Genomic DNA, 22,744 nt, shown 5'->3' with positions numbered 1-22,744 from the left:
GCTAACGCTTCATTCATCGTCACCGTGCTCGACGCCAGCGTGCCGTCCGCCAGGCGGGCGACGCCTCCCTTCACCTCCACTTCGTGTCCGCCGAAGGCATACGTGCCGTCGCCCATGCCCATCGCCTGCAGCGCATCGGTGATCAGCACCATGCGATCGGCGCCCTTTTCCCGGTACATCAGGCGCACGATCGCCGGGTGCAGATGCACGTTGTCGACGATCGCCTGCACGCTCACGCCGCTTTCTTCGAAAGCAGCGACGATCATTCCGGGATCGCGATGATGAATCGGGCGCATCCCGTTGAAACAGTGCGTCACGTGGTTGGCGCCCGATTCGAACGCCTGCTTCGCTTCATCATACGTCGCATCCGAATGCGCGATCGCGGCAATGATGCTCCGCGTCTGCAGCCATTCGATCAGTTCGATCCCGCCCGGCAGTTCCGGCGCTAGCGTGACCATGCGAATGAGCGAACCCGCAGCCTCGACCATTCGCTCCATTTCGTCCAAGTCCGGATGCCGCAAATACCGCTCATTCTGCATCCCTTTCCGCTTCGCATTCAAATACGGACCTTCAATGTGCATGCCAATGATCTCGGCGCCGGGTTCACGCCCGCCGGCAACCGCAGCCACACGGTCGATCATTATCAACAAATCTTCTAACGAAGACGAAACGGAAGTGGCTAGAAAAGACGTGCACCCGGTTTTCGCGCAAGCGCGCGAAACGGCTTCGACGCTCTCCGTCGTCCCGTCCATCATGTCGTATCCTTCGGCACCGTGAATATGTACATCGATCATCCCCGGGATCAACAGCTGCCCTTTTCCGTCAATGATGCGATCAACCTTCCGATCTTTGCAGCCGCCCGCTTCGACGGAAACGATTTTCCCTTCCTCAACGAGCAAACATCCGTGGTTCTTTTCCCCGTTGATCCACATACGAACATTTTTAATCAACATTGCTGTCACGTGTACATGACTCCTTTTTTATAAAACTCGTCACTTCCTCATGACCAGCTTTTTTTCCTTTTGCGAAACACGACAAATTTCATGAGAAAAAAACTCGTCGTCGCCGAGCAAAACATCGAAAGTCCTTTCGCTGTATTATGAATCATCCATTCAGGGACCCCTTCGAACGCCTCGAGTGTCCAAACCCCAAGAATGAACACGAGATTGCTGACACCGAGCGCCAGAAGCGCTTGCAAAACAAAATAAACCATTTGCGCCCGAGAATGTCGGGCACCGGAGCGGAACGTATAACGGGAATTCCAAATGTAACTGTTCAAGACCGCCAAACCGTAGGCGATCGTGTTGAACAGTGCGAGAAGGACAGCATCGTCGGTCGGCCATAAAACGAGGAATAAATTGAGACTGCCGAGATCGATGAGCCCGCAGCTGATTCCGATGATACTGTACTGACCATACTGCAAAACCGCTCGGATCCAACGCTTTTTCCTCAAATCATCGTCCTCTTTCGCCTCATTCTGATTGTTGTTTGCGAAGCACGCTGGATTTTTTGCGCGCCGCAAGATGTCTTCCTTCCAAGACCGCTTCGTAAAAATCGATCAACTGCCGGGAAGGCTCTTCCCACTGCCTTCCGCGGCTCGCCTCTCGCCCTGCCCGCGCGAGTCCCGCGCGGAACTTTTCGTTTTTCAACAAGCTGATTTTTTTCACCAAACTCCCGTCCACTTCAGGCTCGTACAAAACACCGGTAACGCCGTCCTCGATTTGTTCCGCAGTCGGTCCGCTGTTGGCGGCAACCACCGGAAGCCCGGAAGCCATCGCTTCCAAGATGACGAGTCCGAGCGTTTCAGTCGTCGACGGAAAGACGAAAACATCGGAAGAAGCATAGGCACGTGCGAGTTCCATGCCGTGCAAATACCCGGTAAACACAGTGTCCGTTCCTTGAAAATGATTTTCCAAATGCTTTCGGTACGGTCCGTCGCCGACCAAAGCCAAACAAACATCCTCACACGACTCCAACACTTCGCGCAAAGCCTCCAAATTTTTCTCCGAAGCCAACCGGCCGACATACAGCAACAACGTTTTCGACTCGTTTCCGTTCGTCAGCCGCTGCCGCATTCGCTCATCGAAGCGATTCGGGGAAAACCGATCCGTGTCAACACCGCGTTTCCAAAGCCGCACATTCTTGAAGCCGTGTTCCGTCAGTTCATGCATGACGGCCCGGGAGGTGCATAAATTTAAGTCGGCATAATTGTGCAGCCAGCGAAAATACCCCCACATGGCCGGCTTTAAAAAAGAAACGTGATAGTAATCTGCGTATTTCGGAATATGGGTATGATATGAGGCGACCAACGGCCACTTGTTGCGCACCGCATAATAAATCCCCGCCGGCCCAAGCATCGCAGGGTTGACAACGTGCACAAGGTCGGGGCCGAATTCACGCAAATGGTGAAGCACTTTCCGGCTCGGCAATGCGAGTTTCTTATCTTTATAAAAGAACATCGAATACCCGCGGATGCCTACAACTTTCGCCCCTTCAAAATCTTCAGTCCCGAGATCCGGAGCGATCACCAACACTTCATGCCCTTCTTTTCGCAGCGTGCGAATGGAAGCGCAAAGCCTCGTGACGATCCCGTCCGTTTGCGGCAAAAAAGTTTCCGTGACGATGGCGACTTTCATTCGTAATCACTCTCATTCCATGACGGCTGAATTTGAAGAGGCGCAAACCCGTGAACGGAGTTCACGGAAATTCCTCTACCGTAATAGTAACACGAGCGGATTCGACAGTAAAAATTCGAAGGTTTTCCGTCCTTACGAAAGAAGGCTTCCCCGTTTCTGCCGTTTCCATTTATAATGGAGCCAGGAGGAGAGACAAGATGCTCGACTATCGAATGGTTTGCTTTTTCGGCGCGTTTTTTATCGTTTCAGGGTACCTCATTTGGTTTAAGAAAAAGCACTTTCTCATAGCTGGGTTTCGCGACGGAAAGTGGTACGGAAAAGAAGTCAATGTACAACGATTGGCCCGCTTTTTCGGATTGTACCAAATTTGTACCGGCGTCACCCTGTTCGCCGGTGCTCTGTTGTTCCATTGGCTCGATGCTCCCCTCGGCACGGTCTGCACGTTGACGGCACTCATCTTTACCTATCGAAATTTGCGGAGGATTGAAGACGAATTCCGTGAAAAATAGCGAACCTCGAAAAAGTTCGGGTGTAGGTTCAAAACTTGTCTTATGAGCAAAAAAATCCTGTATTCGGCATACAGGATTTCACGAACTGAAACTTCGTTATTTCGAATCCACCTTCTCAAGTTCCGAGGAGATCGTATACGTTTTTCCATCGTCTCCTTTGAATTCATAGACGGTCTTGACAATTCCGAGCTGTTTCGCCCAATATCTCGTCGTCACGTCACCGTTTGCGCCTTTTTTCTGAACGATTACGACATCGGGCAATGTTCCATAGGGCAACGCAACTTTAGCTCCCGTTTCTACGATCGTCCACCCGTCGAACGTGGCATTACGCTTGAGCGGCGCCTTGAGCAGCACTTCATGCTTGTTGCTTTTCGCTTCCAACGCTTTCAGGTCGGGCATGTCCCCGCCCGGAAAGCCGCCTTGCTCATAAATCCACGTGATTTGCTCCGGCGTGACGCGATACACTTTTAACACGTCCGCTCCGCTGTGATCGACAATCGCCAACAGGGCTTCTTGTTTTCCGCTCGTTTCCGACGAGTAAGTTGCAAATTCATTGCCTTTACCGGCGAAATGCTTCACGATGTTTTCCTTCGGCGCATACATCGTCACGTCATCCGCTTCCGATCGGCTTTTTTCTTCCTTCGTCTTTGGCTTCGATTCCGTCACTTTGTCTGATTTTCCCTCTTGTTGCTTGGATTCCGAGGATTCTTTACGATCGGCGACGCCCGCTGATGCGTCTTTGCTTTGATCCGTTTGCTTTACGGCGTCTACACTTTTCGCCATGGACCCGTCAACCGACTTCGAGCATCCGCTTAAGACAAGCATAAGAACGACAGCCGCAACGAAGACTACGTTCCCTCTCATGATGACCTCTCCTTTTTTTGTCTTGCTTGTCCATAAAACGGTGCTTAAACTGTCATTGTTTCAGCGCAACGTGCCCCGACAAAAATATTTATAGAGCCATTAATCCTCGACACCGTTCTCCAAGATCGAAAATGTTGCCTCACGACAATTGATCTCGGCCTTCGCCCCGTATGGGAGGACAAACTTCGGTTCCGTATGTCCGAAATTCAAGTTATATAGGACCGGCGTATCCGTCAACGCATATTCCTGCATGACTTGGCGAATCACCGCCGTGTAAGCCTCATAGTGCATTTCGTCCGCCGGTTTCCCAAATACAATGCCGTTTGCCTTTTGCAAGATCCCTTGAGCCGCATAGTTTCGCAATCCGTATTTAAGGAGATGCGGTTCCGGCTTTTCCTCGGAAGTTTCAAAGAATAGAATGCTGTCTTCCCAATCGTCGGGATGCGGCCAGATGTCCGTTCCTTTCAGGAATTCCAAAACTTCGAAGCAGCCGCCGATCAGCCGGCCTTGTACGATTCCCGAACCTTGCAATCGCTCATACCCCGAATTCGGCTGCATTGTTCGTCTTTGATTTTTGTTGTCGTATGTCCATTCCAAACGTTCACTCGTCCATGTCTCCGCGGGCTCAATGTTCCCGATTACGTCACTTGAAAACAACGTTTTCTTCAACATTTGCACGGTATACGGAAACATTTCAACATTTTCCGCAAAATCTGTCATTACCGCAGGTCCGTAAAAGGAGGACAATCCGGCTTTCAGACAAATGAGATGCAAAACGGTCACGTCTGAATAACCGATCAAGATCTTTGGATTGGCTTGAATGACCTCAAAATCAATATACGGCAACAGGCGAATGCTGTCTTCCCCGCCAATGTTGGCGATGATTCCTTTCACGCTTTCGTCCCGAAACGCGGTCAGCAAATCTTGCGCACGTGCTTCGGGATGCTCGTAAAGGAATTCCGCTCCTTTCAAGCTGTTCGGCATTGCGACCACTTCAAGGCCGAACACCTCTTGGAGTCGTTTCACCCCTTGTTCATATCGCCAGCGAAGCTCCGGTTCCCCGGCTCCGCCCCAGGACGGACTGATGGTCGCAACTTTGTCCCCCGGTTGCAGCTTCTTTGCTTTACGTAACATGCCACACCTCCACTACCCTTCCACCAGCGTCGTCAAGCCGGATGGTTTTTCTGTCGTAACCAAAGGAACAAGGCGCCGAAAACTTGAAGCGCCGGAACAACCGCCAACCCTTTGCCAATCGACCACCAAAACACCTGACAGAGGCCGATGCTGATGAACGCGCAAACGATGAGTGTCAAGGGGGCGCCTTTTTTGAACAAAACGATCGACCAAATTAAGTTCGCCGCGAACAAAATGAGCGCTACCGGTCCAGCAATATCCCAAAACATGGTTATTCCTCCTTTACTAAATCTTACCACAGTCTTTTGATCATAAGCGCACGTGAATGGGAAATGCCGGCCTTCTGTAATGGCGATTCGTCTGTACTGAACGGCCATCGGCGGATGCCTTCCCCTTTTGCGCAAGGCTATTGAATGATTCGTTCCTTGCCTTCTGGATCGTGGTTGGCGATGACTTCCACGCAATCACTTCGCTCCGAAAAAGCCTTCACCCATTGCAGCGATTTCTTCATATCGTTTTCGTCGGTGACCACGCCGGGTAAAATTTGTTCGTTCCACGACAGCGGCGAATAGCCGGCATCTGCGGCGAGCAGCACCCAACCTCCGGCAACCTTCACCAACACGGAAACATGCCCTTTGCTGTGACCCGGGGTATAAACGAGGTAGAGAGACTCGTCTTGAAAGAGATCCAACCCTTTGTGAAAAGGACCGAAAGGAATCTTCCCCATGGAAAACAGATCCACTTTCACGCCTTCCCACATCGATTTCACGTAACCAAAATCTTTGTTGGCCGCGTTCCATTCCTTTTCGCTAACGATTAGTTGCTTTGCATCTTTCACGTGTTTCAACCCGCTCACGTGATCGGTGTGCATATGACTTAACACGACATAGTCCAAGTCACTCGGCGAAAATCCTCTTTTGTGCAGCTGCTCGTGAATCGCTTCGCCTTCTGGCAGCTTGCCTTTAAACATCGTCGAAACCAAATACGACAAATGGCGTCGCTGTTTGTCACGAATGTCGGTGTGCCAGCCGGTATCGACCAGCACGAGTCCTTTCGGATGTTCGATTAAGTAGGAGGAAACCGGCACCCACATTTTCTTCTTCTTTCCTCTAAACCAGCCGGTGTAAGGCATCGGATGAATCGTTTGTTCCTTGTACGCCAGCGCGCGGTCGATCAACACTTTCCCGTTTCGGATTACGTGAATTTTAACCTCTTTCATTGTTTTTCACCTCTATTTGATTTAGATGACATGTCATCTTTTGTGTTAAAAAAATTTTAAAATGCATAAACCTCTCCGGCTTCCGGAATTGTAATGCCAAGTTCGTTTTCCCGGTCCCCCCCAACAATTTCTTACCGTTGAATGCCAACAACAGCGTCGCGTGACGAATCCATTGAACGTTCATTGGCAGCCACTCCTCAATCGAGATTAGCCATCTCGCGTATCGCTTCGACGACGACCTCGGGTTGTTCCATGTGAATATCATGTCCGCTGTCTTCAGCGACAATAACTTTTCCAGTGGCCGACAGCGCGGCCAATTGCTTTTGCGTCGCCACCCATGCCCGCTCCGCCTTGGCATTCGGCATCGGTTTGCCGTGGCGGATCACCACGAGCGGCCATTGCTCGTTAAACTCGCTTGCTTTCAACAGTGCTGCCGTTTCGTCCGTTTGCGCGATCTCGGCCTTCAAAGCTTCCATGAATCGATCTTTGAATCCGAAATGATTGCGGATCGGTTTGACGTCCTCCGGATAGTAATCCGGCAGCATTGCCTCACCAACTAGACGATGAACGCCGAACGACGACAGAAACGAACCGATTTGCAATTGCCGTTTCATCAATTTCATGTTTTTCTCTTCTTCCGCTTTCATGAGTGTCGAATAAGCCTCATGCCGGGCATCAACGAGAACGACCCCTTTCACTTCTTCCGGGTAACGATCCGCATACAAGCGCACATATTGGCCTCCGATGGAATGACCGACGAACACGTACGGCTCCGGCAACCCGGATTTTTTTAATAAAACGTGAAGTTCTTCGACGATTTCTTCCGGCGACCGGGAACCTTTGGCGTAGCTGCTCCAGCCGTAACCAGCACGGTCGTAGCTCAACACCCGTGCAAATTTTGCACTTTTGTCCTGTACCGTCAGCCATTCCAACACCCCATGGCCAAGCCCTGGTTCTATGACGACAGACGGTCCCTCGCTGCCCTCAACACGGTAATGAATCCGATTGCCGGCGATTTTTATAAATTCCCCCGGCGGTTCGTATTTCTTGTCATAATAACGCTCGGCGAATTGCTCGCCTCCGTATGCGATTGCCGCGAGAACCGCAATCCCGGCCGCGATCGAAAGCAACCCTTTAATGATCCGATTTCTTTTCATTGTTTCCCTCCCACAAGGCTCGACGTTTCAACGCTTTCGCGATCGGAAGATCTTTCAAGAATCGCTGAAGCAACTCGATCATTTGCCGCTTCTCTTCCTGCGGCCATGTCCGGTCAAGATAACCGTACAATTCGTCCTCAATTGCCTGCAATTTCGGCAATTTGTTCCTTCCTTCTTCCGTTAATTGCAGCAGCCGCACGCGGCCGTCCCGGCTGTCTGGTTTCCTCTCGATAAGTCCCGCTTTCACGATCGCGTTCACGAGCCTCGACGGGCTCCCTGATTCGCAAACAAGCATTGCGCCAAGTTCCTTCAGCGAAAGCGGTTCATATTTATCCAGCAAAGACAATACTTCAGCCTGTGAAGACGTCAGCCCGATTTGCCGAAATCTTTCTTCGAGGATACGGTTGCCTTGCCGCTGGGCAGCGAGAATCATGTATCGAACTTGTTCGTTCATTCGTTTGTCATCGTTCATGAGCATCGGCCTTTCCGTTTTGAAAATTTATATGACATGTCATCTATTTTTGTATTTTATGCTCACGCATCCGGAAAGTCAAGCACTTTTTTCGAAAAACGAAAAGAAATTTATTCGAAGACGATAAAAACCGCGCTACCTTCCGTTCAACTTAGAAACGTTAACCATCATTTTTCCGTATGCACTAACGACCGCCGTCGTCGGTCTGATCGGAAGCCGGCTTGAAACGTCTTTAAAAACTGGACGATTCAAGCCTTTTTTTATGCCGCATCGTTCAGGATGATTTAGAACGGATGCATGATTTGAACTATTTATTGAGGATTAAGCTGAAGGCTTCCGATGATGTTCCCGTCTTTGGAGATCACCAATTTCGCGTGGGAGGCAACGCTTTCCAACTGCTTCAATTGTGATGGGCTCGGCAAAGGCGGAATTTCCGGGTTCTCCTTTTTCGCCCCAATTTCGTAGTGAATTTCCCATGTCCTTTGCCCAAAAGGACCGATATCCGATATTTTTTTCCCGTGCGCCACTCTCGCTTTTTCGGTATCGAAAATATTTTTCCCAAAGATTTTTTTCGTTGCCGCCAATAGATCGGGATCCGGCTTGATGTTTACATCGACGGTGTGAACGTTGAAATTGAATACTCCGTTGTTTTTCAAGGTGATTTGGTAAAGCAATATCGTCGGCACGATGATTTCACCTTTTTTCTGACCATAAGTGATCTTCGTTGCACCGCTAATGCTCCTGTCCGTAACCACTTTAACCTTCGCATCGACCAACTTCATGGCATTGACATTAGAGCATGACACCAACAAGAACACGGACAACATAATGAAAATGGATCGCTTCAAAACTTCCACCCCCTTGTTCAATGAAACCGGAAAAGACGTAAAAAAAACTTCGGCAATCTTCTCCTTTATAAAAAGTTACGTTTTCATTTCTAAAAAGTTTCAATTCATTCCCATAAATGCGAATCATCGAATTTCTGTCGAATTAGTTGACAATGTCAACTATTTTTTCACTCCAAAACGATCGAAACCGCACTGTATACGAGCAACATCGCCATCACGATATTAAAAGATGTCCGATATTTCGAGAGAAACTTTTGAAACATCGAACCGAGTACGCACCAACTGAACGTCGACGTAAATCCGACAAGGGCCAGCAGCAAAGAGAACAGAAGATAGCTCATCCCGGATTGAAAGAAAGGGATAATGAAGGTCGAGGTGACCGTAATGCCGTACAGAATGCCTTTCGGATTCACGTACTGCAACAACGTGCCAGCCAAGAAACTGTTATATTTCGCGACTTCGCCCTTGCCGCCTTGATTACGACTCGTGATGATTTTGTAAGCAAGAAACAACATATAGCCGACCCCGACCGACGTCATGAAACCTTCGATTTTCGGAATGATGGTTTTCAACATCAAGTTGAAATAACAGCTTAATAGAATGATCGTATAAAACCCCGTCCCGACACCGGCGCAAAAACGAACCGTTTTTCTCAATCCGAATTTATCGGCAAAGATCATCGCCATCAAGTTGTTCGGTCCGGGCGTAAAGCTCGTGACGAATGCAAAGATTAAAAAAGACAGGACAGGCACGCGGGTCCCTCCTCCGTATGGTATAGTGTCTGTAACGGACAATATAACGTTATGCTGTATATTGTACATTATGGTCGTTATAGTGTAAACAAAGAAAGGTAGGTTCGCTCATGGAAGAAATTCATTTGGTGATCGCTCGGAATTTGAAAGCGTTGCGGGAAACGAAGAAATTGAGTTTGGAAAAAGTGGCGCAGCTGACCGGCGTGAGTAAAACGATGATCGGCCAGATCGAACGCGGCGAATCGACCCCGACGATCACGACGATTTGGAAAATCGCCAACGGATTGAAAGTCTCTTTCACATCGTTGATCCAAAAGCCGCAGCCGGAAACCCAAGTCGTGCTTAGGGATGAAGTGCAAACATTGTCGGAAGACAACGGGAAGTACCGTGTACTTCCTTATTTTCCTTTCGAGGAGAAGCGCCGTTTCGAGGTGTATACGGTAGAGATCGACAAGGGCGGATTTTTGAGTGCAGATCCGCATCATGAAGGCACAGAGGAAATCGTCACGGTCTTTGAAGGCGAGCTGACGGTGCGAGTGAACGACAAAGAATATACGGTCCAGAGCGGCGACGCCATCCAGTTCAAAGCCGACCGTCCGCACGTGTACCACAATTCCGGCGAACGCTTGACGCGGGTCAGCATGATTTTGTATTATCCGGAATAAAATTAGGCGACGAGCATGAATTGACAAACCACCATGAAAAAAATAAACCTGCTCTGCCCGGCAATTCTGTGATTTTATCACAACGAAGCAACGTTGATGATTTTTCCTTCTTTTCATGCCTGCGTTTATACAAATACAAATTCAACATCAAACCTGCGTTGTTGAAGCTCTTGCAACTTCTCGCGCTAATATTGAGTTATTAACTGTTTTAAACTTTCGAACTCCTTCTTTATATCAGTCACCTTCTCGAATCCATAGTGGTTTCCATTCTACAACCTTTTTCACATGATCTAATTTCCATTTAAAAATCCTCGGTTTTAAGATAAAAACAAAATCAGCATGATGCTGTCTTTTTAATTGCCCTTTGTCATATTCCTCTACCCAAATGATATAACTCACTTCAGCATTATGAAAATTTCTTTGTGTATTTGAATAAATTGTAGTATGTAAAACAGCCTTTGGATAAGGGGAAGTTTTTCGCAGCTCTTTTGCTTTTTCAAGGGAGTCTCTTATTTCCTTCGCGACTTGGTCCGGGATGAGATCACTATGTTGGCCGGCTTTCACCTTTTCGATAGCCGCCCCCATAACTTCCTCAGGTGGATTATATAAAAAGTCAATCATGATCCAGCTTCCTACAATGATTCCGCAAATCCAGATTCCTATTTTTACCCATATGTTTCTTCTCACGCTTTATCCCCTTACTTTCTGAAGAACAGGGAAAAACGTGCTTAAGAATTCCAATTAAGCACGTCTTTCCGCATATTCAAGTATTTTCCCTTGAAAACATTCTCCATTGAATTTCATAAAATTTACGAACCTTTAAAAAAGACAAAATCTTTATTGGTCATTATACCATACTGTGTCGGATGTACCTGCATAAGCATATTCCCTGTAATTTCCCACGAACTCATAAGTTAAATCAAAATCGACGGGGATTTCAATGTAACCATAGGAATTATGCGGAGTATAACCATTACGCCAATTATATTCAGAATCGGTTAATATGCCTTCGTTATTATTTCCGTACTCATAATCATAAGCATTTTGATAATTCCATTTGTAAGTAACCTGCATATGTTCGGTATTTGAACCATCGTGCAAAAGATCTGTCCAAGAGGTATTAACAGGGATTGCAAGAAGGCCCAAACTATCACTATACCAATAAATTGTAAAACTCTCTTGACCGTCCTGGTTAGGCAACGAAAGATCAAAGTAGGAGTAATCTGCACCGTTAGCATCTTGTATAGATTTTAGAATGTTAACCCGGGTAACAACACTCTTGCTTTGACCAATTTCATCCCACATATCACTAACATCTGTCCATGTTCTCATCTTCCATGGGGATTCAACATCCCTATTTTCCCAGCCTTCGACTTCAATATCAATCCCATCATCATACAGACCTAAAAGCAAATCGTAATCAGTTCTGCTGCTAGATGTTGTCATAAAATAATTTTTATTCTTCAGAGTTGTATAACTAATTTTTTCATCATTACTATCACGTGTTAATTTTTTATTCAACGGAGTGTGAATATTTTGCTGAGTCCATATTTTGGAACGAGAATTATCCATATGAACAGTAAATGCTTCTATTCTTTCTCCCTTTCCATTAGTTTTGAACAGATTTATTACAACGTTTCCATGGTATCCTCTGTGTAATAGATAGGCTTCAAATTTCCATCCATTATGATTCAATACACTTCCTTTGTAATAGGGGTAAGGAGTATTTTCATTATTTACTTTCGTACCATTCAGCTTATAACTTTTATCTTGAGAAGGAATCACAATACTTCCTTGGAATGCATTAGAACGAATCCTGACATTCCCATGTACATTAATACCATGGATAACTTTTTTTGTTACACTTGTCGGATTTTTACGATGATAGGTTGTAAATACCCCGTTGATTGTCCCTTTAGTCGGTAAATAGATATTCGTCACATTTGTTTGAGCAGATACTGGATGAATAAAAAAGAGGGAAGTCCCTAACAAAAGAATCATTCCAATTGTGATAAAACGCCAATAATTTGTTCTCATAATTATCCTTCCTTTCAATACACTTTAATACTCGTACGGCAAATCTTTGTCCCCTTGTTGAATCACCTGACCAATTGCTTGTACATTCGAGTGATCTACAACCATCTGAAAAGAAAGTGCCTCAATTGATAAAATGTTCAAGGCCAACAAAACCTTAAATAAAGCTCTCAATAATTCACCTCCCGCGGTCCTTATTGCATTCACTTGTTTATATTTTGAATTGATTGTAAAATAAATACAAATCCGATTTCTTGCTATTTTAATTGATTATTCCAGGATATTTTCACTAAAATATGAATTCATCATGTTTTCACCAAAATTATGCATTTGTACATATCTGAAATTTTGGAGGTCTAAAAATGATTGTGAATCAAAGGTCATTAGGCTCGGAAATTGAATTTATTCGAAAACAATTAGGCTTATCCCAGCAAAATTTGGCTAAAGGTATTTGTTCACAATCCGAGATCAGCCGTATTGAAAAAGGAGAAATTTTACCTCGGGTCGATAACATTTTTCAAATAGCCGTTAAGCTTCAGGTAGATATACCTTATCTTTTTTCTATTTTGCTAAGGGAAAAAAATAAGTACATTGAGGAAACGACAAAGGCAATAGTTGAGTTAAACACTAAAAAGGATTATGAAGAGGTTTATAATTCCTCGAAAATCGAGCTTAAAAGACCGCCCGCAAGAGACGATTTTACCTTTGGTTTGTTCTTGAAATGGCACTACTATGTAGCCGCTTACGAAACAGGGAAACTCCAATATGAGACTGTTATTGAGGCTTTGGAAACACTGGTTAGCACAAAGAATTTTATGGTGAAACAGCAATTTCAGGATATGCAAATGAAGAATGCCATGGCAATAATTCACTCAAAAAACACTGCCTTTGAAAAAAGCATTCCCCTTTTCGAAGAAATATTATCAACCAATCTCAGAATTAGAGAATATGACGTCTTTAAAACAAAAGTTCATTACAATTACGGCAAGATGCTATGCGACCACATAAGGTACGATTCTGCTCTCAAGGTTGTTAAACGCGGTATTGAATTAACCGTTCAAATTAAGGATATTTCGATGTTAGGGAACCTTTACTTCCAAAAAGGCGTCTGTTACGAAAAACTTAAGTACCCGCAGGAAAAAATGTTAGACTGCTTTGAGAAGGCAGAAACTATCTTTAGGATTCTTGACAATCAAAAATACCTGAAAATCACCCAAGAAAAAATATAAGATTTGTTGGAGAACCAAACACAAAAGTATTCTACTTCTCAAAATGTAAAAAGAGAATTTTTAAAAGAAAGTCTTAAAAATTGAAACAAAAGACAACTTTTCACAACTAACGGAAACAATCAGCAAGGAACTTAAAAAGGGAATTACGGAAAAGGTGTGGAAGACAAAAAAAGTAATTAATTATTTCTCTCTGTACTCTTCTATCCAATTCCTGGGACTCAACATGAGCTTAGTCTAACTTCACAGGGTTTGCTATTTTCGCCTAATCCCGCATTTACATTTCGATTTCTAATGGAACTTGGATTCGCAGTTTACAGATTTCGACAGCGAAAACATATGCATTTTGACAAATAAGGAATCTAGAAACGTCCCCTCTCAAGAGGTGATTCGCTTGCTCCGCAAAACCGTGATAAAGCCGCCCAAAATATCGTGGCTTACGACAAACCCTTTTCTTTTATAAAATTGGAGCGCGTCCTCGTTTCCGTTCGAGACATAGACGAAATAATCTTCGACATCCTCAAACTGTTTCATCCATTCCATTGACAAGTGGAACAGCTTCGAGCCGACCCCGTATTTCCGGTAGCCTTCTTTTATATAAAATTGCGATAAACACCCGACGTGACTGCCTTTCACGGAATCCATATCAAAAAACGTAGCAAAGTGATTGTCGTACGCTTCTTTCGGCGAAATGTTCGTATACACGTAACCGACCGGCTCGTCCCCGTCTTTCACGACGACTGTGTAATTGTGCGTCGCGCTTTTGACCGACGGAAGCAACCGCGTTTCGAAACGCATGACATCGAACCGTTCCGGCGTGATCGTCGCTTTCGCCTTTTGAAAGGCCATCAATTCGTTGCACAGGTCCCGGCACATGTGAATTTTTTCATCGGGAATTTGTTCGTAAGTTAAACGCATGTTTAAGCACCTTCCTTCTCTTCCCATTTTACCATTTTCCGCTTTAAGGACGGATGTAAATAAAACGCTGAGGCGACAACGGAAATGACTCCCCCAAGCAAGATTGTTGCGCTCGTTCCGAAAACTTCAGCCAAAACACCAGCCAAGAAGGCTGACACCGGAAGAAGCACCCAAGCCATAAAACGGCTCGTTGCCTGCACTCTTCCCAATAAATGATCCGGCGTTAACGTTTGCCGAATCGTCACGATGCACGGACTCATCATCGAAGCCATCAACGTTCCCATTGCGTTGAACACCATTAGCGCCGCAAAACTGTGCGCATAACTGAAGAGAACGATCGAAAGGCCGCCGAGAACGGAAGCCGTGAATAAGAGACGCCGGTAAGAAAAAAGCTTCACGAAAAAATTCGTCGACAACGCACCGAAGATGGATCCCACGCCGCCGAAGGAGATGAGCCAGCCAATTTGCTGCGCCGTCAGATGAATCGTATCTTTCAAATGAAAAATCATCAACGTCAAAAACAACGTCGTCCCGAACATCGAAAGCAAAATCGCCAGATTTGTGTAAAGGATCGGTTTCGTGTGCAGCACGAATTGAAAACCTTCCGTTAAGTCCGCGAAAAACGTTTGGCTTCGCCGCTCGGGCAATGTGGTTTTTTTTATAGAAATGCTGGCAATCGACAAAAACGAAACCAAGAAACTGAAGCTGTTAATTAGCAACGCATAACCCGGATTGTAAAAGCTGATGATCAACCCGCCAAGACCCGGGCCGAGCAGGACGGCCGTTTGCGCCAAACCGGAATTAACGGCATTCACGGCTTGCAAGTCATCTTTTCGGACGAGCTGAGGCACAGAGGCAAACTGTGACGCATTGTAAATCTGGCTCATCAGTCCAACGAGAAAGGCAGCGGTATACACTTGCCACATGACTAAACCACCTGCGATAAAAATGACGCCCGTCACACCGACGACGAGACAGCGGCCGATGTCGCACAGTAGCAAAAGCCATTTCCGGTCGAACCGGTCAGCCAAAATCCCCGCTGCCGGCTGGAGCAAAATCGGCAGCCGTTCGAGCGCCGCCACCGTTCCCATACTTAACGCCGACCCCGTCAAGGCTAATACGATCAAAGGCAGCGCGATCAAATAAATTTGATCGCCGAAGAAAGACACGACATTCCCGCCAATGAATCGGAAGACGGGATAATTTCTTTTAAGCGGCGGGAATGCTTGTCCTTCGAGTGATTTCATTTTCATATCTCCTTAAAATGAATGAACTTGATGTTAGTGTAGCAGATCAAGAGCTATAATGGTGAGAGATGGTGAAAATGTTGGAGGCGGTCAAAATGAAAACCATTACTGTATTTTCCGGCTCGCGGGACGGCGCATCGCCGGTCTACCGCGAAGGCGCAATCCAATTAGGAGAAGAATTGACGAAACGAAACATCACGCTTGTTTACGGCGGTTCGAGCGTCGGGCTGATGGGAGCTGTTGCCGATGCCGTGCTCGAAAACGGCGGCGAAGTCATCGGGGTCATCCCGAAAATGCTCGAAGAACGTGAGATGGCCCATTCGAATTTGACGGAATTGATCGTCGTCGAATCGATGCATGAACGGAAAGCGAAGATGGCCGAGTTGGCCGACGGTTTCATCGCACTGCCCGGCGGACCGGGAACGTTGGAAGAGTTCATGGAAATCTTCACTTGGTCACAGCTCGGCGTTCACCGAAAGCCGTGCGGGCTCTTGAATATCAATCATTATTACGACCCGCTCGTCGCGCTCTTTCGTCATATGACAGAACAACAATTTCTCGATGAAACATTTGCCTCGATGGCACTCGTTGATGATTGTGCCGCTTCGTTGCTCGAACAGTTCGAAGCGAATATTAGAAAAGATCAAATCTAGGCGTACCTAGATTTGATCTTTTCTGCTTAATCCAGCGTGTGTCAACGCCTTATCCAAATCATTGTCATACCTCGACACGTATTTCACTTTCCCGTCTTCCACTTTCATCACCGTCGAAACGTTCGCTTCGCCGGTGACGTTGCCGTCACCGTCTGTCCAAACGCCGTCCTGTTCAAGGACGACGATGTCGTCCTTCACATACCTTGCCCGCGTTTGCAAACTTAATCCCGCTTTCCCAATCCATTCCACGAGAATCCCGTGCCCGAACGCCGACCCCTTCGGGCCAGCCATTTCGATTTCGCCGTGCGACAACGCCAGCAATTTTTTTATATCCTTATCGTTGACCGCTTTCTGCCATGCTTCAGCAATCTTCAAAGCTTGTTCCGACATCGAAACATCCTTCCTCCCTTTGACATTTCTCCTCACATCAAGGTTAACTTAAAGTATTTTAAAAATCATTTAAATCCTTTTCTCCAGTCTTGTCGTCAGAATAGGTGGAGGTGATGGACAGTGTCCGGCGAACGGCAGCTCATTGAAGAAATTTTGCAAGGCAGCGAAGCGGCGATGGAAGTGCTCACGCGGAACTATTACAAGCCGATCTTTGCCTTCGTGTATCGAAAGGTCGGCAACAAGGACATCGCGTACGATTTAACACAAGAGATTTTCATCAAAATGATGAAGAAGATTGACACGTACGGCAACAAAGGCTCGTTCAAAAGCTGGCTGTTCACGTTGGCCGTCAACCATTGCCGGGATTTCTGGAAAAGTGCCGATTACAAAGCAACGGCCAGGCAAGCCGAGTTGTCGGAGCACCTCCCGAGCGACAAAAGCGACGTGCCGTACATATTCGAGAAGAAACAACAGCGCGAACACGTAAAAGCGGCGATCGAAGCGCTGCCCGAATATCAAAAAGAAGTGATCTTGTTGCGCTACTATCACGATTTGAAAATCAAAGAAATCGCCGAGGTGACCGGCTCAAAAGAGCCGACGGTGAAATCACGCCTCCGGCAAGGGCTGGCAAAGCTCGAATATTTTCTCAAGCGAGGTGAAGACGATGAACGGGAAAGATCGCGAAGATCTTGAACAGATTTTGGGCGAATACGACGTAGAATTTCCAAGCGAAACACAAATCACGGCCACCATTGATGCGCTCCGGCCGCACGTCCCCGAGAAAAAGCGAAAAACGTATTTCTTTTATAAAAAAATGAGGGAATTACTGCGGACGTCTACCCGGGAATTCAGCACGATCCACCCGCTGTTCTGGGCAGCCAATGGATTGTTCTTCGCGCTCGGTCTCGTGATTCTCTTCGCGGAAAATCTCGATCCTTATTTGACGGTGATGTTCCTTTCTCCTTTTCCGTTGATTTTCGGTTTGCTCGAAGTGCTGAAAAGCCAGAGCGAGGGCATGGCTGAGCTGGAAATGTCGCTGAAGCATTCGCTGCAAGAGGTTATGCTTTCGAAAATGGTCATCGTTGGGGGTTACAATTTGCTTTTGAACGTGTTGATGACATTGATTGTACCGTTTTTCGCGGACGACATTTGGCTGTGGAAGTTGATTCTTCATTGGATGACGCCGTTCACCGTTTTTTCCGCGATCGCCTTTGCCGCGGTTGGCAAAATCAAGCGGAGCGCTGTCGCCGTGAGCGCCACGGTGGTCATCTGGGCAGCCGTCAGCTACGGAATCATCCTGTCCGAACAAGCCACGCATTGGCTGGAGAGCATTCAAACGATTTACTACGCAGCCTTGAACATGCTGGCAGTCGCCGTGTTCATCCTGCAATTTTACCGAATGATGAGAAAGGGAGATTCCGTTGCAATTATCGATTGAACACGTTACGAAAAAGTTCGGTGAAAAAACCGCAGTCGACGACATCAGCGTTGAACTGAACGAAGGGGTCTATGGTATTCTCGGGGCGAACGGCTCCGGAAAAACGACACTCATGCGCATGCTCGCTTCCGTTTCCCGACCGACTTCGGGGTCGATTAAGCTCGACGGCGAAGAAATCTTTGAACTCGACCATGAATACCGGGATTTGATCGGGTATTTGCCGCAGCACGTCGGTTATTATAAAACGTTCTCGGCGGAAAAGTTTCTCTTGTACATCGCCGCCTTGAAAGGGTTGGAAAAAGACGTCGCCAAGAAAAAAGTCGCCGAGCTGCTGACGCTTGTCGGTCTCGAGGAAAACCGCAAGGGCAAGATCGGGAAGTTCTCCGGCGGCATGAAACGGAGGGTCGGCATTGCGCAAGCGCTGCTCAACGATCCGAAAATCTTGATCGTCGACGAGCCGACTGCAGGTCTTGATCCGAAAGAAAGAATCCGGTTTCGCAATTTGCTGTCGCAAATTGCGACGGACCGCATCGTCCTGCTGTCAACCCACATTGTCTCCGACATCGAGTTCATCGCAAAAGAGGTTTTAATCATGAAAGCCGGGCGGGTCGTCCAAAAGGAAACGCCGCAAGCATTGCTCGGCGGCATCCAAGACAAAGTGTGGTCCGTCTCTGCAGCCGAAACGGAAATCCCGCATTTTCAATCGTTATATAAGGTCGGGAACATCTCCCGCGACGAGGATCAATTCCGGTTGCGCATCTTGAGCGATTCACAACCGCATCCGAATGCCAAAAATGAACGGCCCAACCTGGAAGACTTGTATTTGTACTACTTCGACGAGGAGGCCGCCGGCTGATGCAACTTTTTAAATTCGAACTATACAAGATCTTCAAGCAAAAGATCATTTACGTCGCTTTCTTCCTTCTGATCCTCATGTCGACCGGCTTTACGTTCTACAACGCTTCGCCCTTACAGCAGAAAATCTACGATCAGTGGGAAGGACCGCTCACAGCGGAAAAAGTAGAAAAGGCGAATCAAGCAAACAAAAAGCTGATTGCCCATTTGGAAGCGAACGAAAACAATCCAGTCGTGACGGAAAGTGATGAAATTAAATTAGGCTTATACGAAGAAATAGCTATGGCACAAAAAATTAAACAGCGATTCCAAGAACGGCAGCAGAAGCTAGAACAGAAAAACAATTCGCTTGCCGAAAAGGAAAGCGATATGATCGATGACATCGACTTCTCGCATTTTTCCTATTACAAGGGACCGATGAAAGACATTGATTTCGTCAACTTCTTTGCCTTCGGCATTACGGCAGCGATGTTGTTGATCGGCCTTGCCCCGATCTACTCCAATGAGTACAGCTCCGGTGTGGATCATTATCTTTTAAGTTCAAAAAAAGGAAGAAAAGCATTGGCCTGGGCAAAAATTGGCGCAGTCGCCGTCTATACCTTCCTTGTGGTCATCGCCTGGGAGTTATGGAACTTATTCTTCAACTTCTTGCAATACGGCAATGAGGGCTGGCATATGCCGATTCAATACGACTTTGATTATTTCTTCTCTCCTTATCCGTTGACAATGTTCGAGTATCACTGGGTGCAATTTGGCATTCACCTGCTCGGCGCTTTCGCATTTGCTTTGCTCATTGTCCTAACTTCTTCTTTGTGCAAAAATGTCTTGATCACGTTTTTCATCAACGGGTTCGTATTCACTGTGCCGCTGATCATGTATGAAATGATCCGTGTCGACTGGCTGCGTGCCGTATTAACCTTTTCATTCATCTACGTCATGAAAGTATGGTATTTGTTCGATGAATTCAGCACCGTCAACCTGTTCGGTTATCCGATGCTTTATCCGGTTTTTGCGGTCATCGTGATGATGGGGCTGTCGATTCTGTTCGTCTCAATCACGCTTTGCGTGATGAGTCGCAAAGAAGTCACTTCCTGACAAAAAGCGCATGGGCTCCCATGCGCTTATCTTTATATCCCTTGATTCAGCTCGATCAAATTCCCTGCCGGATCGCGAAGGTAGGCGATCCTCATGTTCCACTCAGTTTCATCATACGGTTCTTTCACAAACGCCACGCCTTTGCCTTTCAAGTCCTCATAAACAGCGTCTATATCTTCCACGCTGAAAATGACCGCAACCTGGTCGTTGACACTCATGCCGTTCGGATTGCGGATCACTGTGACGGGTTCGTCCACCATCGGCGGCTCTAATGCGAGGTTGATATCGCCCGTTTGAAACTCAGCGAAAGGCGTCGTTTCATCTCCGTAACGGACGTTCAATCCCATGACATCCCGGTAAAACAAAAAGCATTCGCGAACATCCGGCACCAACAAGCGCACATGCGAAATTCTCATGTGACCCGCTCCTTTATCATGATTTTCGGTTTAAAATGCCTAAATACTCGACCCACGGACCGACGTCTTCCCGGTAGCGCTCAGCCATCACCCGCACGATTTGCGAAAGATGAGTGAAGTCATGAACGACCCACGCAGACAGCAATTCCCGCACCTTGACGACGCCAAACGCCGGGTGTGCACCGGTCGATTCGAGCTGCTGCTCTTCTTTTACAAGACTTTTCAGTTGTTCGATGCTTGCCGCACGCAACTCCTTAAATTCCTCAAGCTCGTCCCCCACCAACCGCTCCGCTTGGTTCAAATGAGCAAACCGGTCAAACGCCGGAAACGGCTTGTCCTCCCCTTCACTTAATATAAACCGAAGCCGCGGAATCCAGTTGTTTTTCTCGCCTTCAATTAAGTGCCCGACAACTTCTGCAGCATTCCAAGTGCCCTCACCTTCGTTGCATGTAAGCCAATCCTTAGAGAGTCCTGATAAAAGTGACGCCAAAGTCACAGGCGTGCGTTCGAGTATTTCGATTGCTTCTTCCAGGTTAAAAATTCATTGAGGTGCCTCCTTTTAAGCAAACAACGCACCAAGCCGCTCATACGGCGGTAAATCAAAGCCTAAATGCCGCGCCATCGCGACGATTTGCCCTTTATGATGAAATTCATGCGTCTCGACATGCGACAACAGGAACAGCGGGGTCAACCGCATTGGCTGACCATTTTCCTCAACGGCATGCTCAATTTCTTCCAGCCAACAGGAATGATACTTGTCAATGAACCGTTCGACCGTCTCGTCGACTGCCGCGAAAATTTCACGATCTTTCTGTACATCCGCTTTCTTCGTCAACAATTCCGAAATGTCTTTAAACTCACTCGGGTGCCGTTTAGACGCGAACCAGTCGATCCAGTACCGGTAGCTGTTAGCGGCATGCAAGTGGGCGCCCATCATGCTGTCAATTCCGAACCCCGGCACCTTTTCATGCAATTTCTCCAATGGGAGGTGTTCCATAAAATCAAATAAATGTTCTCGAACTTTCCGAATCATCTCATATTGCTGCTTTAATACGTCTTGCATACGCAATCGCCCCTCTCAACCATTTAAAAATTCTGTCAAAGGCTTGCCCCTCCTATTATACAATAAAAAATACGGTTGATCTCCAACCGTCTAAAACGAAAAAAACACCCCAAAATGTGGAGTGTTTACTGTTTCGACACTAACTGTTCCCGGTCAATCACTTCAGGCGGTTGTTCCAACCAACCATGTCTGATCATCAGATTCGCTCCGTCCTCAGCAAACGCAGCTACAGTTAGTTGATGTTTAGCAAACATCGCCCCTATGTCTTTTCTTCCGTTGACTGACATGCCGTTCGCGCATTCCCTTATCCGCATCGAGAACATGTCAATTTTATGAAAAACCATCAACTTCTCTGAAAAAGTCGGAACCGTGGAGGTTGTGACCAAGTGGTCCAACAACTTGGGAGTCGGAACGTAGCTTTCGTTTAACTTAGTCGAAATTGATTCCATATGGTTTTCGTTAATTTCCTTCCCGCGACGCAAATACTTGATAATTTCCTCTGTTTTTGCGCCTTGCAAAAACCCAAGAATGAGTGCCTTGCTGGTGATGTCTGTGTGAAAGTTACCGTAAAGATGTGCGGTTTCCAACCCGTGAAGCGGCCGCATTTTCCCAAAGAAATCATTTAAAAAGGATTGTTTATTCACGAAATCCACTTGTTCGGGTGCGGGCATTTCAGGAGTATTCATCAAACTTCCGTTCTTTTTTAATAACTCATCAACATCGTTAAGCAACTGAGTCGTATTACTGACGCAATCAATGAAAAACTGTCTGACGTCCTTTCTCGTCATATAGGGCACCGCTACGGAATAAAGACTTAAACCGGCCTTGCCCAAGTATCTTAAATAATGCAAGTAGAACTCATCTTCAAAAAGTCTCGGCGCTTGAAAGTTGACGTCGTCATCCGTAAATCCCACCGGAATTGGAACATCCGCTGCATAAAAAAATTGTCTGATTTGGCCCACATATGATTGCGCGAGCTGCAAAGCGTTCTCGAGCAACCCTTCGATTTCCTCGTCATCGACATGATTCAAATAAAATTTCAACATACATTCGCCCATCGTGTTTCCCATATAAGCCGCCCAAAGCTTACCCATTTCCGCTGAAGTTAATTTTGTTGATTGCATTTCCATACCGTCGATCACCCATTCATTTC

The 22,744-nt window shown here is 46.7% G+C and carries 29 protein-coding genes; 8 read left to right on the top strand and 21 right to left on the bottom strand.

Annotation, left to right across the window (positions count from 1 at the left end; all coding sequences use genetic code 11):
- The 3 genes from nagA to VFK44_01815 form a co-directional block, all read right to left on the bottom strand.
- On the bottom strand, nucleotides 1-953 hold a 953-nt coding region (gene nagA / locus VFK44_01825; protein HET7627102.1), incomplete at its 3' end, for an N-acetylglucosamine-6-phosphate deacetylase.
- 47 nt (nucleotides 954-1,000) lie between these two features.
- Complete coding sequence (locus VFK44_01820) at nucleotides 1,001-1,453, bottom strand: GtrA family protein (protein HET7627101.1); 453 nt, start codon at nucleotides 1,451-1,453, stop codon at nucleotides 1,001-1,003.
- A 19-nt stretch (nucleotides 1,454-1,472) separates the two neighbouring features.
- On the bottom strand, nucleotides 1,473-2,636 hold the full coding sequence (locus VFK44_01815; GenBank protein ID HET7627100.1) for a glycosyltransferase family 1 protein: 1,164 nt from the start codon (nucleotides 2,634-2,636) through the stop codon (nucleotides 1,473-1,475).
- Between the two features lie 197 nt (nucleotides 2,637-2,833).
- Between VFK44_01815 and VFK44_01810 the strand changes: the two genes are divergently transcribed.
- Nucleotides 2,834-3,145: a DUF3784 domain-containing protein gene (locus tag VFK44_01810; protein HET7627099.1), complete on the top strand. Its 312-nt coding sequence runs from the start codon at nucleotides 2,834-2,836 to the stop codon at nucleotides 3,143-3,145.
- Nucleotides 3,146-3,241: 96 nt separating this feature from the next.
- Here the strand turns inward: VFK44_01810 and VFK44_01805 are convergent, their stop codons facing one another.
- The 8 genes from VFK44_01805 to VFK44_01770 all read right to left on the bottom strand — a co-directional run bounded on the left by VFK44_01805 (nucleotide 3,242) and on the right by VFK44_01770 (nucleotide 9,591).
- Nucleotides 3,242-4,009, bottom strand: a complete 768-nt coding sequence (locus VFK44_01805) for a hypothetical protein (GenBank protein HET7627098.1) — start codon at nucleotides 4,007-4,009, stop codon at nucleotides 3,242-3,244.
- Nucleotides 4,010-4,108: 99 nt separating this feature from the next.
- On the bottom strand, nucleotides 4,109-5,143 hold the full coding sequence (locus VFK44_01800) for a S66 peptidase family protein (GenBank protein ID HET7627097.1): 1,035 nt from the start codon (nucleotides 5,141-5,143) through the stop codon (nucleotides 4,109-4,111).
- A 32-nt stretch (nucleotides 5,144-5,175) separates the two neighbouring features.
- The gene (locus VFK44_01795) at nucleotides 5,176-5,412 is read right to left on the bottom strand and encodes a hypothetical protein (GenBank protein HET7627096.1); all 237 of its coding nucleotides are present in this window, start codon (nucleotides 5,410-5,412) and stop codon (nucleotides 5,176-5,178) included.
- 137 nt (nucleotides 5,413-5,549) lie between these two features.
- Nucleotides 5,550-6,362, bottom strand: coding sequence for an N-acyl homoserine lactonase family protein (locus VFK44_01790; protein HET7627095.1), 813 nt, complete (start codon nucleotides 6,360-6,362; stop codon nucleotides 5,550-5,552).
- Nucleotides 6,363-6,559: 197 nt separating this feature from the next.
- On the bottom strand, nucleotides 6,560-7,519 hold the full coding sequence (locus VFK44_01785) for an alpha/beta hydrolase (GenBank protein ID HET7627094.1): 960 nt from the start codon (nucleotides 7,517-7,519) through the stop codon (nucleotides 6,560-6,562).
- Nucleotides 7,497-7,973, bottom strand: a complete 477-nt coding sequence (locus VFK44_01780; GenBank protein HET7627093.1) for a MarR family transcriptional regulator — start codon at nucleotides 7,971-7,973, stop codon at nucleotides 7,497-7,499. The genes VFK44_01785 and VFK44_01780 overlap by 23 nt, the downstream gene beginning before the upstream one ends.
- Nucleotides 7,974-8,302: 329 nt before the next feature.
- The gene (locus VFK44_01775) at nucleotides 8,303-8,839 is read right to left on the bottom strand and encodes a hypothetical protein (protein HET7627092.1); all 537 of its coding nucleotides are present in this window, start codon (nucleotides 8,837-8,839) and stop codon (nucleotides 8,303-8,305) included.
- A 167-nt stretch (nucleotides 8,840-9,006) separates the two neighbouring features.
- On the bottom strand, nucleotides 9,007-9,591 hold the full coding sequence (locus VFK44_01770; protein ID HET7627091.1) for a LysE family transporter: 585 nt from the start codon (nucleotides 9,589-9,591) through the stop codon (nucleotides 9,007-9,009).
- A gap of 110 nt (nucleotides 9,592-9,701) precedes the next feature.
- Here VFK44_01770 and VFK44_01765 point away from each other — a divergent pair, with 110 nt between their 5' ends.
- On the top strand, nucleotides 9,702-10,256 hold the full coding sequence (locus tag VFK44_01765) for an XRE family transcriptional regulator (protein HET7627090.1): 555 nt from the start codon (nucleotides 9,702-9,704) through the stop codon (nucleotides 10,254-10,256).
- Nucleotides 10,257-10,490: 234 nt separating this feature from the next.
- Here the strand turns inward: VFK44_01765 and VFK44_01760 are convergent, their stop codons facing one another.
- The 3 genes from VFK44_01760 to VFK44_01750 form a co-directional block, all read right to left on the bottom strand.
- A complete protein-coding gene (locus VFK44_01760; GenBank protein HET7627089.1) occupies nucleotides 10,491-10,877 on the bottom strand; it encodes a hypothetical protein in 387 nt (128 codons plus the stop codon).
- A gap of 216 nt (nucleotides 10,878-11,093) precedes the next feature.
- Nucleotides 11,094-12,293 (bottom strand): hypothetical protein, encoded by a 1,200-nt coding sequence (locus VFK44_01755; GenBank protein ID HET7627088.1) that lies wholly within the window; start codon nucleotides 12,291-12,293, stop codon nucleotides 11,094-11,096.
- Nucleotides 12,294-12,317: 24 nt separating this feature from the next.
- Nucleotides 12,318-12,464, bottom strand: coding sequence for a hypothetical protein (locus VFK44_01750; protein ID HET7627087.1), 147 nt, complete (start codon nucleotides 12,462-12,464; stop codon nucleotides 12,318-12,320).
- 188 nt (nucleotides 12,465-12,652) lie between these two features.
- Between VFK44_01750 and VFK44_01745 the strand changes: the two genes are divergently transcribed.
- The gene (locus tag VFK44_01745; protein HET7627086.1) at nucleotides 12,653-13,519 is read left to right on the top strand and encodes a helix-turn-helix domain-containing protein; all 867 of its coding nucleotides are present in this window, start codon (nucleotides 12,653-12,655) and stop codon (nucleotides 13,517-13,519) included.
- 375 nt (nucleotides 13,520-13,894) lie between these two features.
- Here VFK44_01745 and VFK44_01740 read toward each other — a convergent pair whose 3' ends face one another.
- Both VFK44_01740 and VFK44_01735 read right to left on the bottom strand, forming a co-directional pair.
- A complete protein-coding gene (locus VFK44_01740; GenBank protein ID HET7627085.1) occupies nucleotides 13,895-14,434 on the bottom strand; it encodes a GNAT family N-acetyltransferase in 540 nt (179 codons plus the stop codon).
- A gap of 2 nt (nucleotides 14,435-14,436) precedes the next feature.
- A complete protein-coding gene (locus VFK44_01735; protein HET7627084.1) occupies nucleotides 14,437-15,681 on the bottom strand; it encodes an MFS transporter in 1,245 nt (414 codons plus the stop codon).
- A gap of 95 nt (nucleotides 15,682-15,776) precedes the next feature.
- Here VFK44_01735 and VFK44_01730 point away from each other — a divergent pair, with 95 nt between their 5' ends.
- Entirely contained in the window at nucleotides 15,777-16,334 is a 558-nt protein-coding gene (locus tag VFK44_01730; GenBank protein HET7627083.1) for a TIGR00730 family Rossman fold protein, read from the top strand.
- A gap of 6 nt (nucleotides 16,335-16,340) precedes the next feature.
- Here the strand turns inward: VFK44_01730 and VFK44_01725 are convergent, their stop codons facing one another.
- Complete coding sequence (locus tag VFK44_01725; protein HET7627082.1) at nucleotides 16,341-16,724, bottom strand: hypothetical protein; 384 nt, start codon at nucleotides 16,722-16,724, stop codon at nucleotides 16,341-16,343.
- A gap of 120 nt (nucleotides 16,725-16,844) precedes the next feature.
- On the opposite strand from VFK44_01725, the gene VFK44_01720 reads away from it, so the two are divergent.
- Genes VFK44_01720 through VFK44_01705 form a run of 4 tightly spaced genes read left to right on the top strand, consistent with a single transcriptional unit; the run spans nucleotide 16,845 to nucleotide 20,112 of the window.
- Nucleotides 16,845-17,417, top strand: a complete 573-nt coding sequence (locus VFK44_01720; GenBank protein HET7627081.1) for a sigma-70 family RNA polymerase sigma factor — start codon at nucleotides 16,845-16,847, stop codon at nucleotides 17,415-17,417.
- Nucleotides 17,389-18,162, top strand: a complete 774-nt coding sequence (locus tag VFK44_01715; protein HET7627080.1) for a hypothetical protein — start codon at nucleotides 17,389-17,391, stop codon at nucleotides 18,160-18,162. Before VFK44_01720 ends, VFK44_01715 begins: the two co-directional genes overlap by 29 nt.
- Entirely contained in the window at nucleotides 18,146-19,018 is an 873-nt protein-coding gene (locus tag VFK44_01710; GenBank protein ID HET7627079.1) for an ABC transporter ATP-binding protein, read from the top strand. The genes VFK44_01715 and VFK44_01710 overlap by 17 nt, the downstream gene beginning before the upstream one ends.
- The gene (locus VFK44_01705) at nucleotides 19,018-20,112 is read left to right on the top strand and encodes a hypothetical protein (protein ID HET7627078.1); all 1,095 of its coding nucleotides are present in this window, start codon (nucleotides 19,018-19,020) and stop codon (nucleotides 20,110-20,112) included. Before VFK44_01710 ends, VFK44_01705 begins: the two co-directional genes overlap by 1 nt.
- Before the next feature lie 32 nt (nucleotides 20,113-20,144).
- On the opposite strand, the gene VFK44_01700 is transcribed toward VFK44_01705, so the two are convergent.
- The 4 genes from VFK44_01700 to VFK44_01685 form a co-directional block, all read right to left on the bottom strand.
- Nucleotides 20,145-20,528, bottom strand: coding sequence for a VOC family protein (locus VFK44_01700; GenBank protein ID HET7627077.1), 384 nt, complete (start codon nucleotides 20,526-20,528; stop codon nucleotides 20,145-20,147).
- Between the two features lie 16 nt (nucleotides 20,529-20,544).
- Nucleotides 20,545-21,069, bottom strand: coding sequence for a DinB family protein (locus VFK44_01695; GenBank protein HET7627076.1), 525 nt, complete (start codon nucleotides 21,067-21,069; stop codon nucleotides 20,545-20,547).
- An 18-nt stretch (nucleotides 21,070-21,087) separates the two neighbouring features.
- The gene (locus tag VFK44_01690) at nucleotides 21,088-21,591 is read right to left on the bottom strand and encodes a DinB family protein (protein ID HET7627075.1); all 504 of its coding nucleotides are present in this window, start codon (nucleotides 21,589-21,591) and stop codon (nucleotides 21,088-21,090) included.
- A 125-nt stretch (nucleotides 21,592-21,716) separates the two neighbouring features.
- Nucleotides 21,717-22,744 (bottom strand): DUF3231 family protein (locus VFK44_01685; protein ID HET7627074.1); only part of this gene is annotated, 1,028 nt, incomplete at its 5' end.

It is taken from the genome of Bacillales bacterium (genome assembly GCA_035700025.1).
Classification (GTDB): Bacteria; Bacillota; Bacilli; order Bacillales; family DASSOY01; genus DASSOY01.
This window is presented reverse-complemented; position numbering and strand designations above follow the sequence as displayed.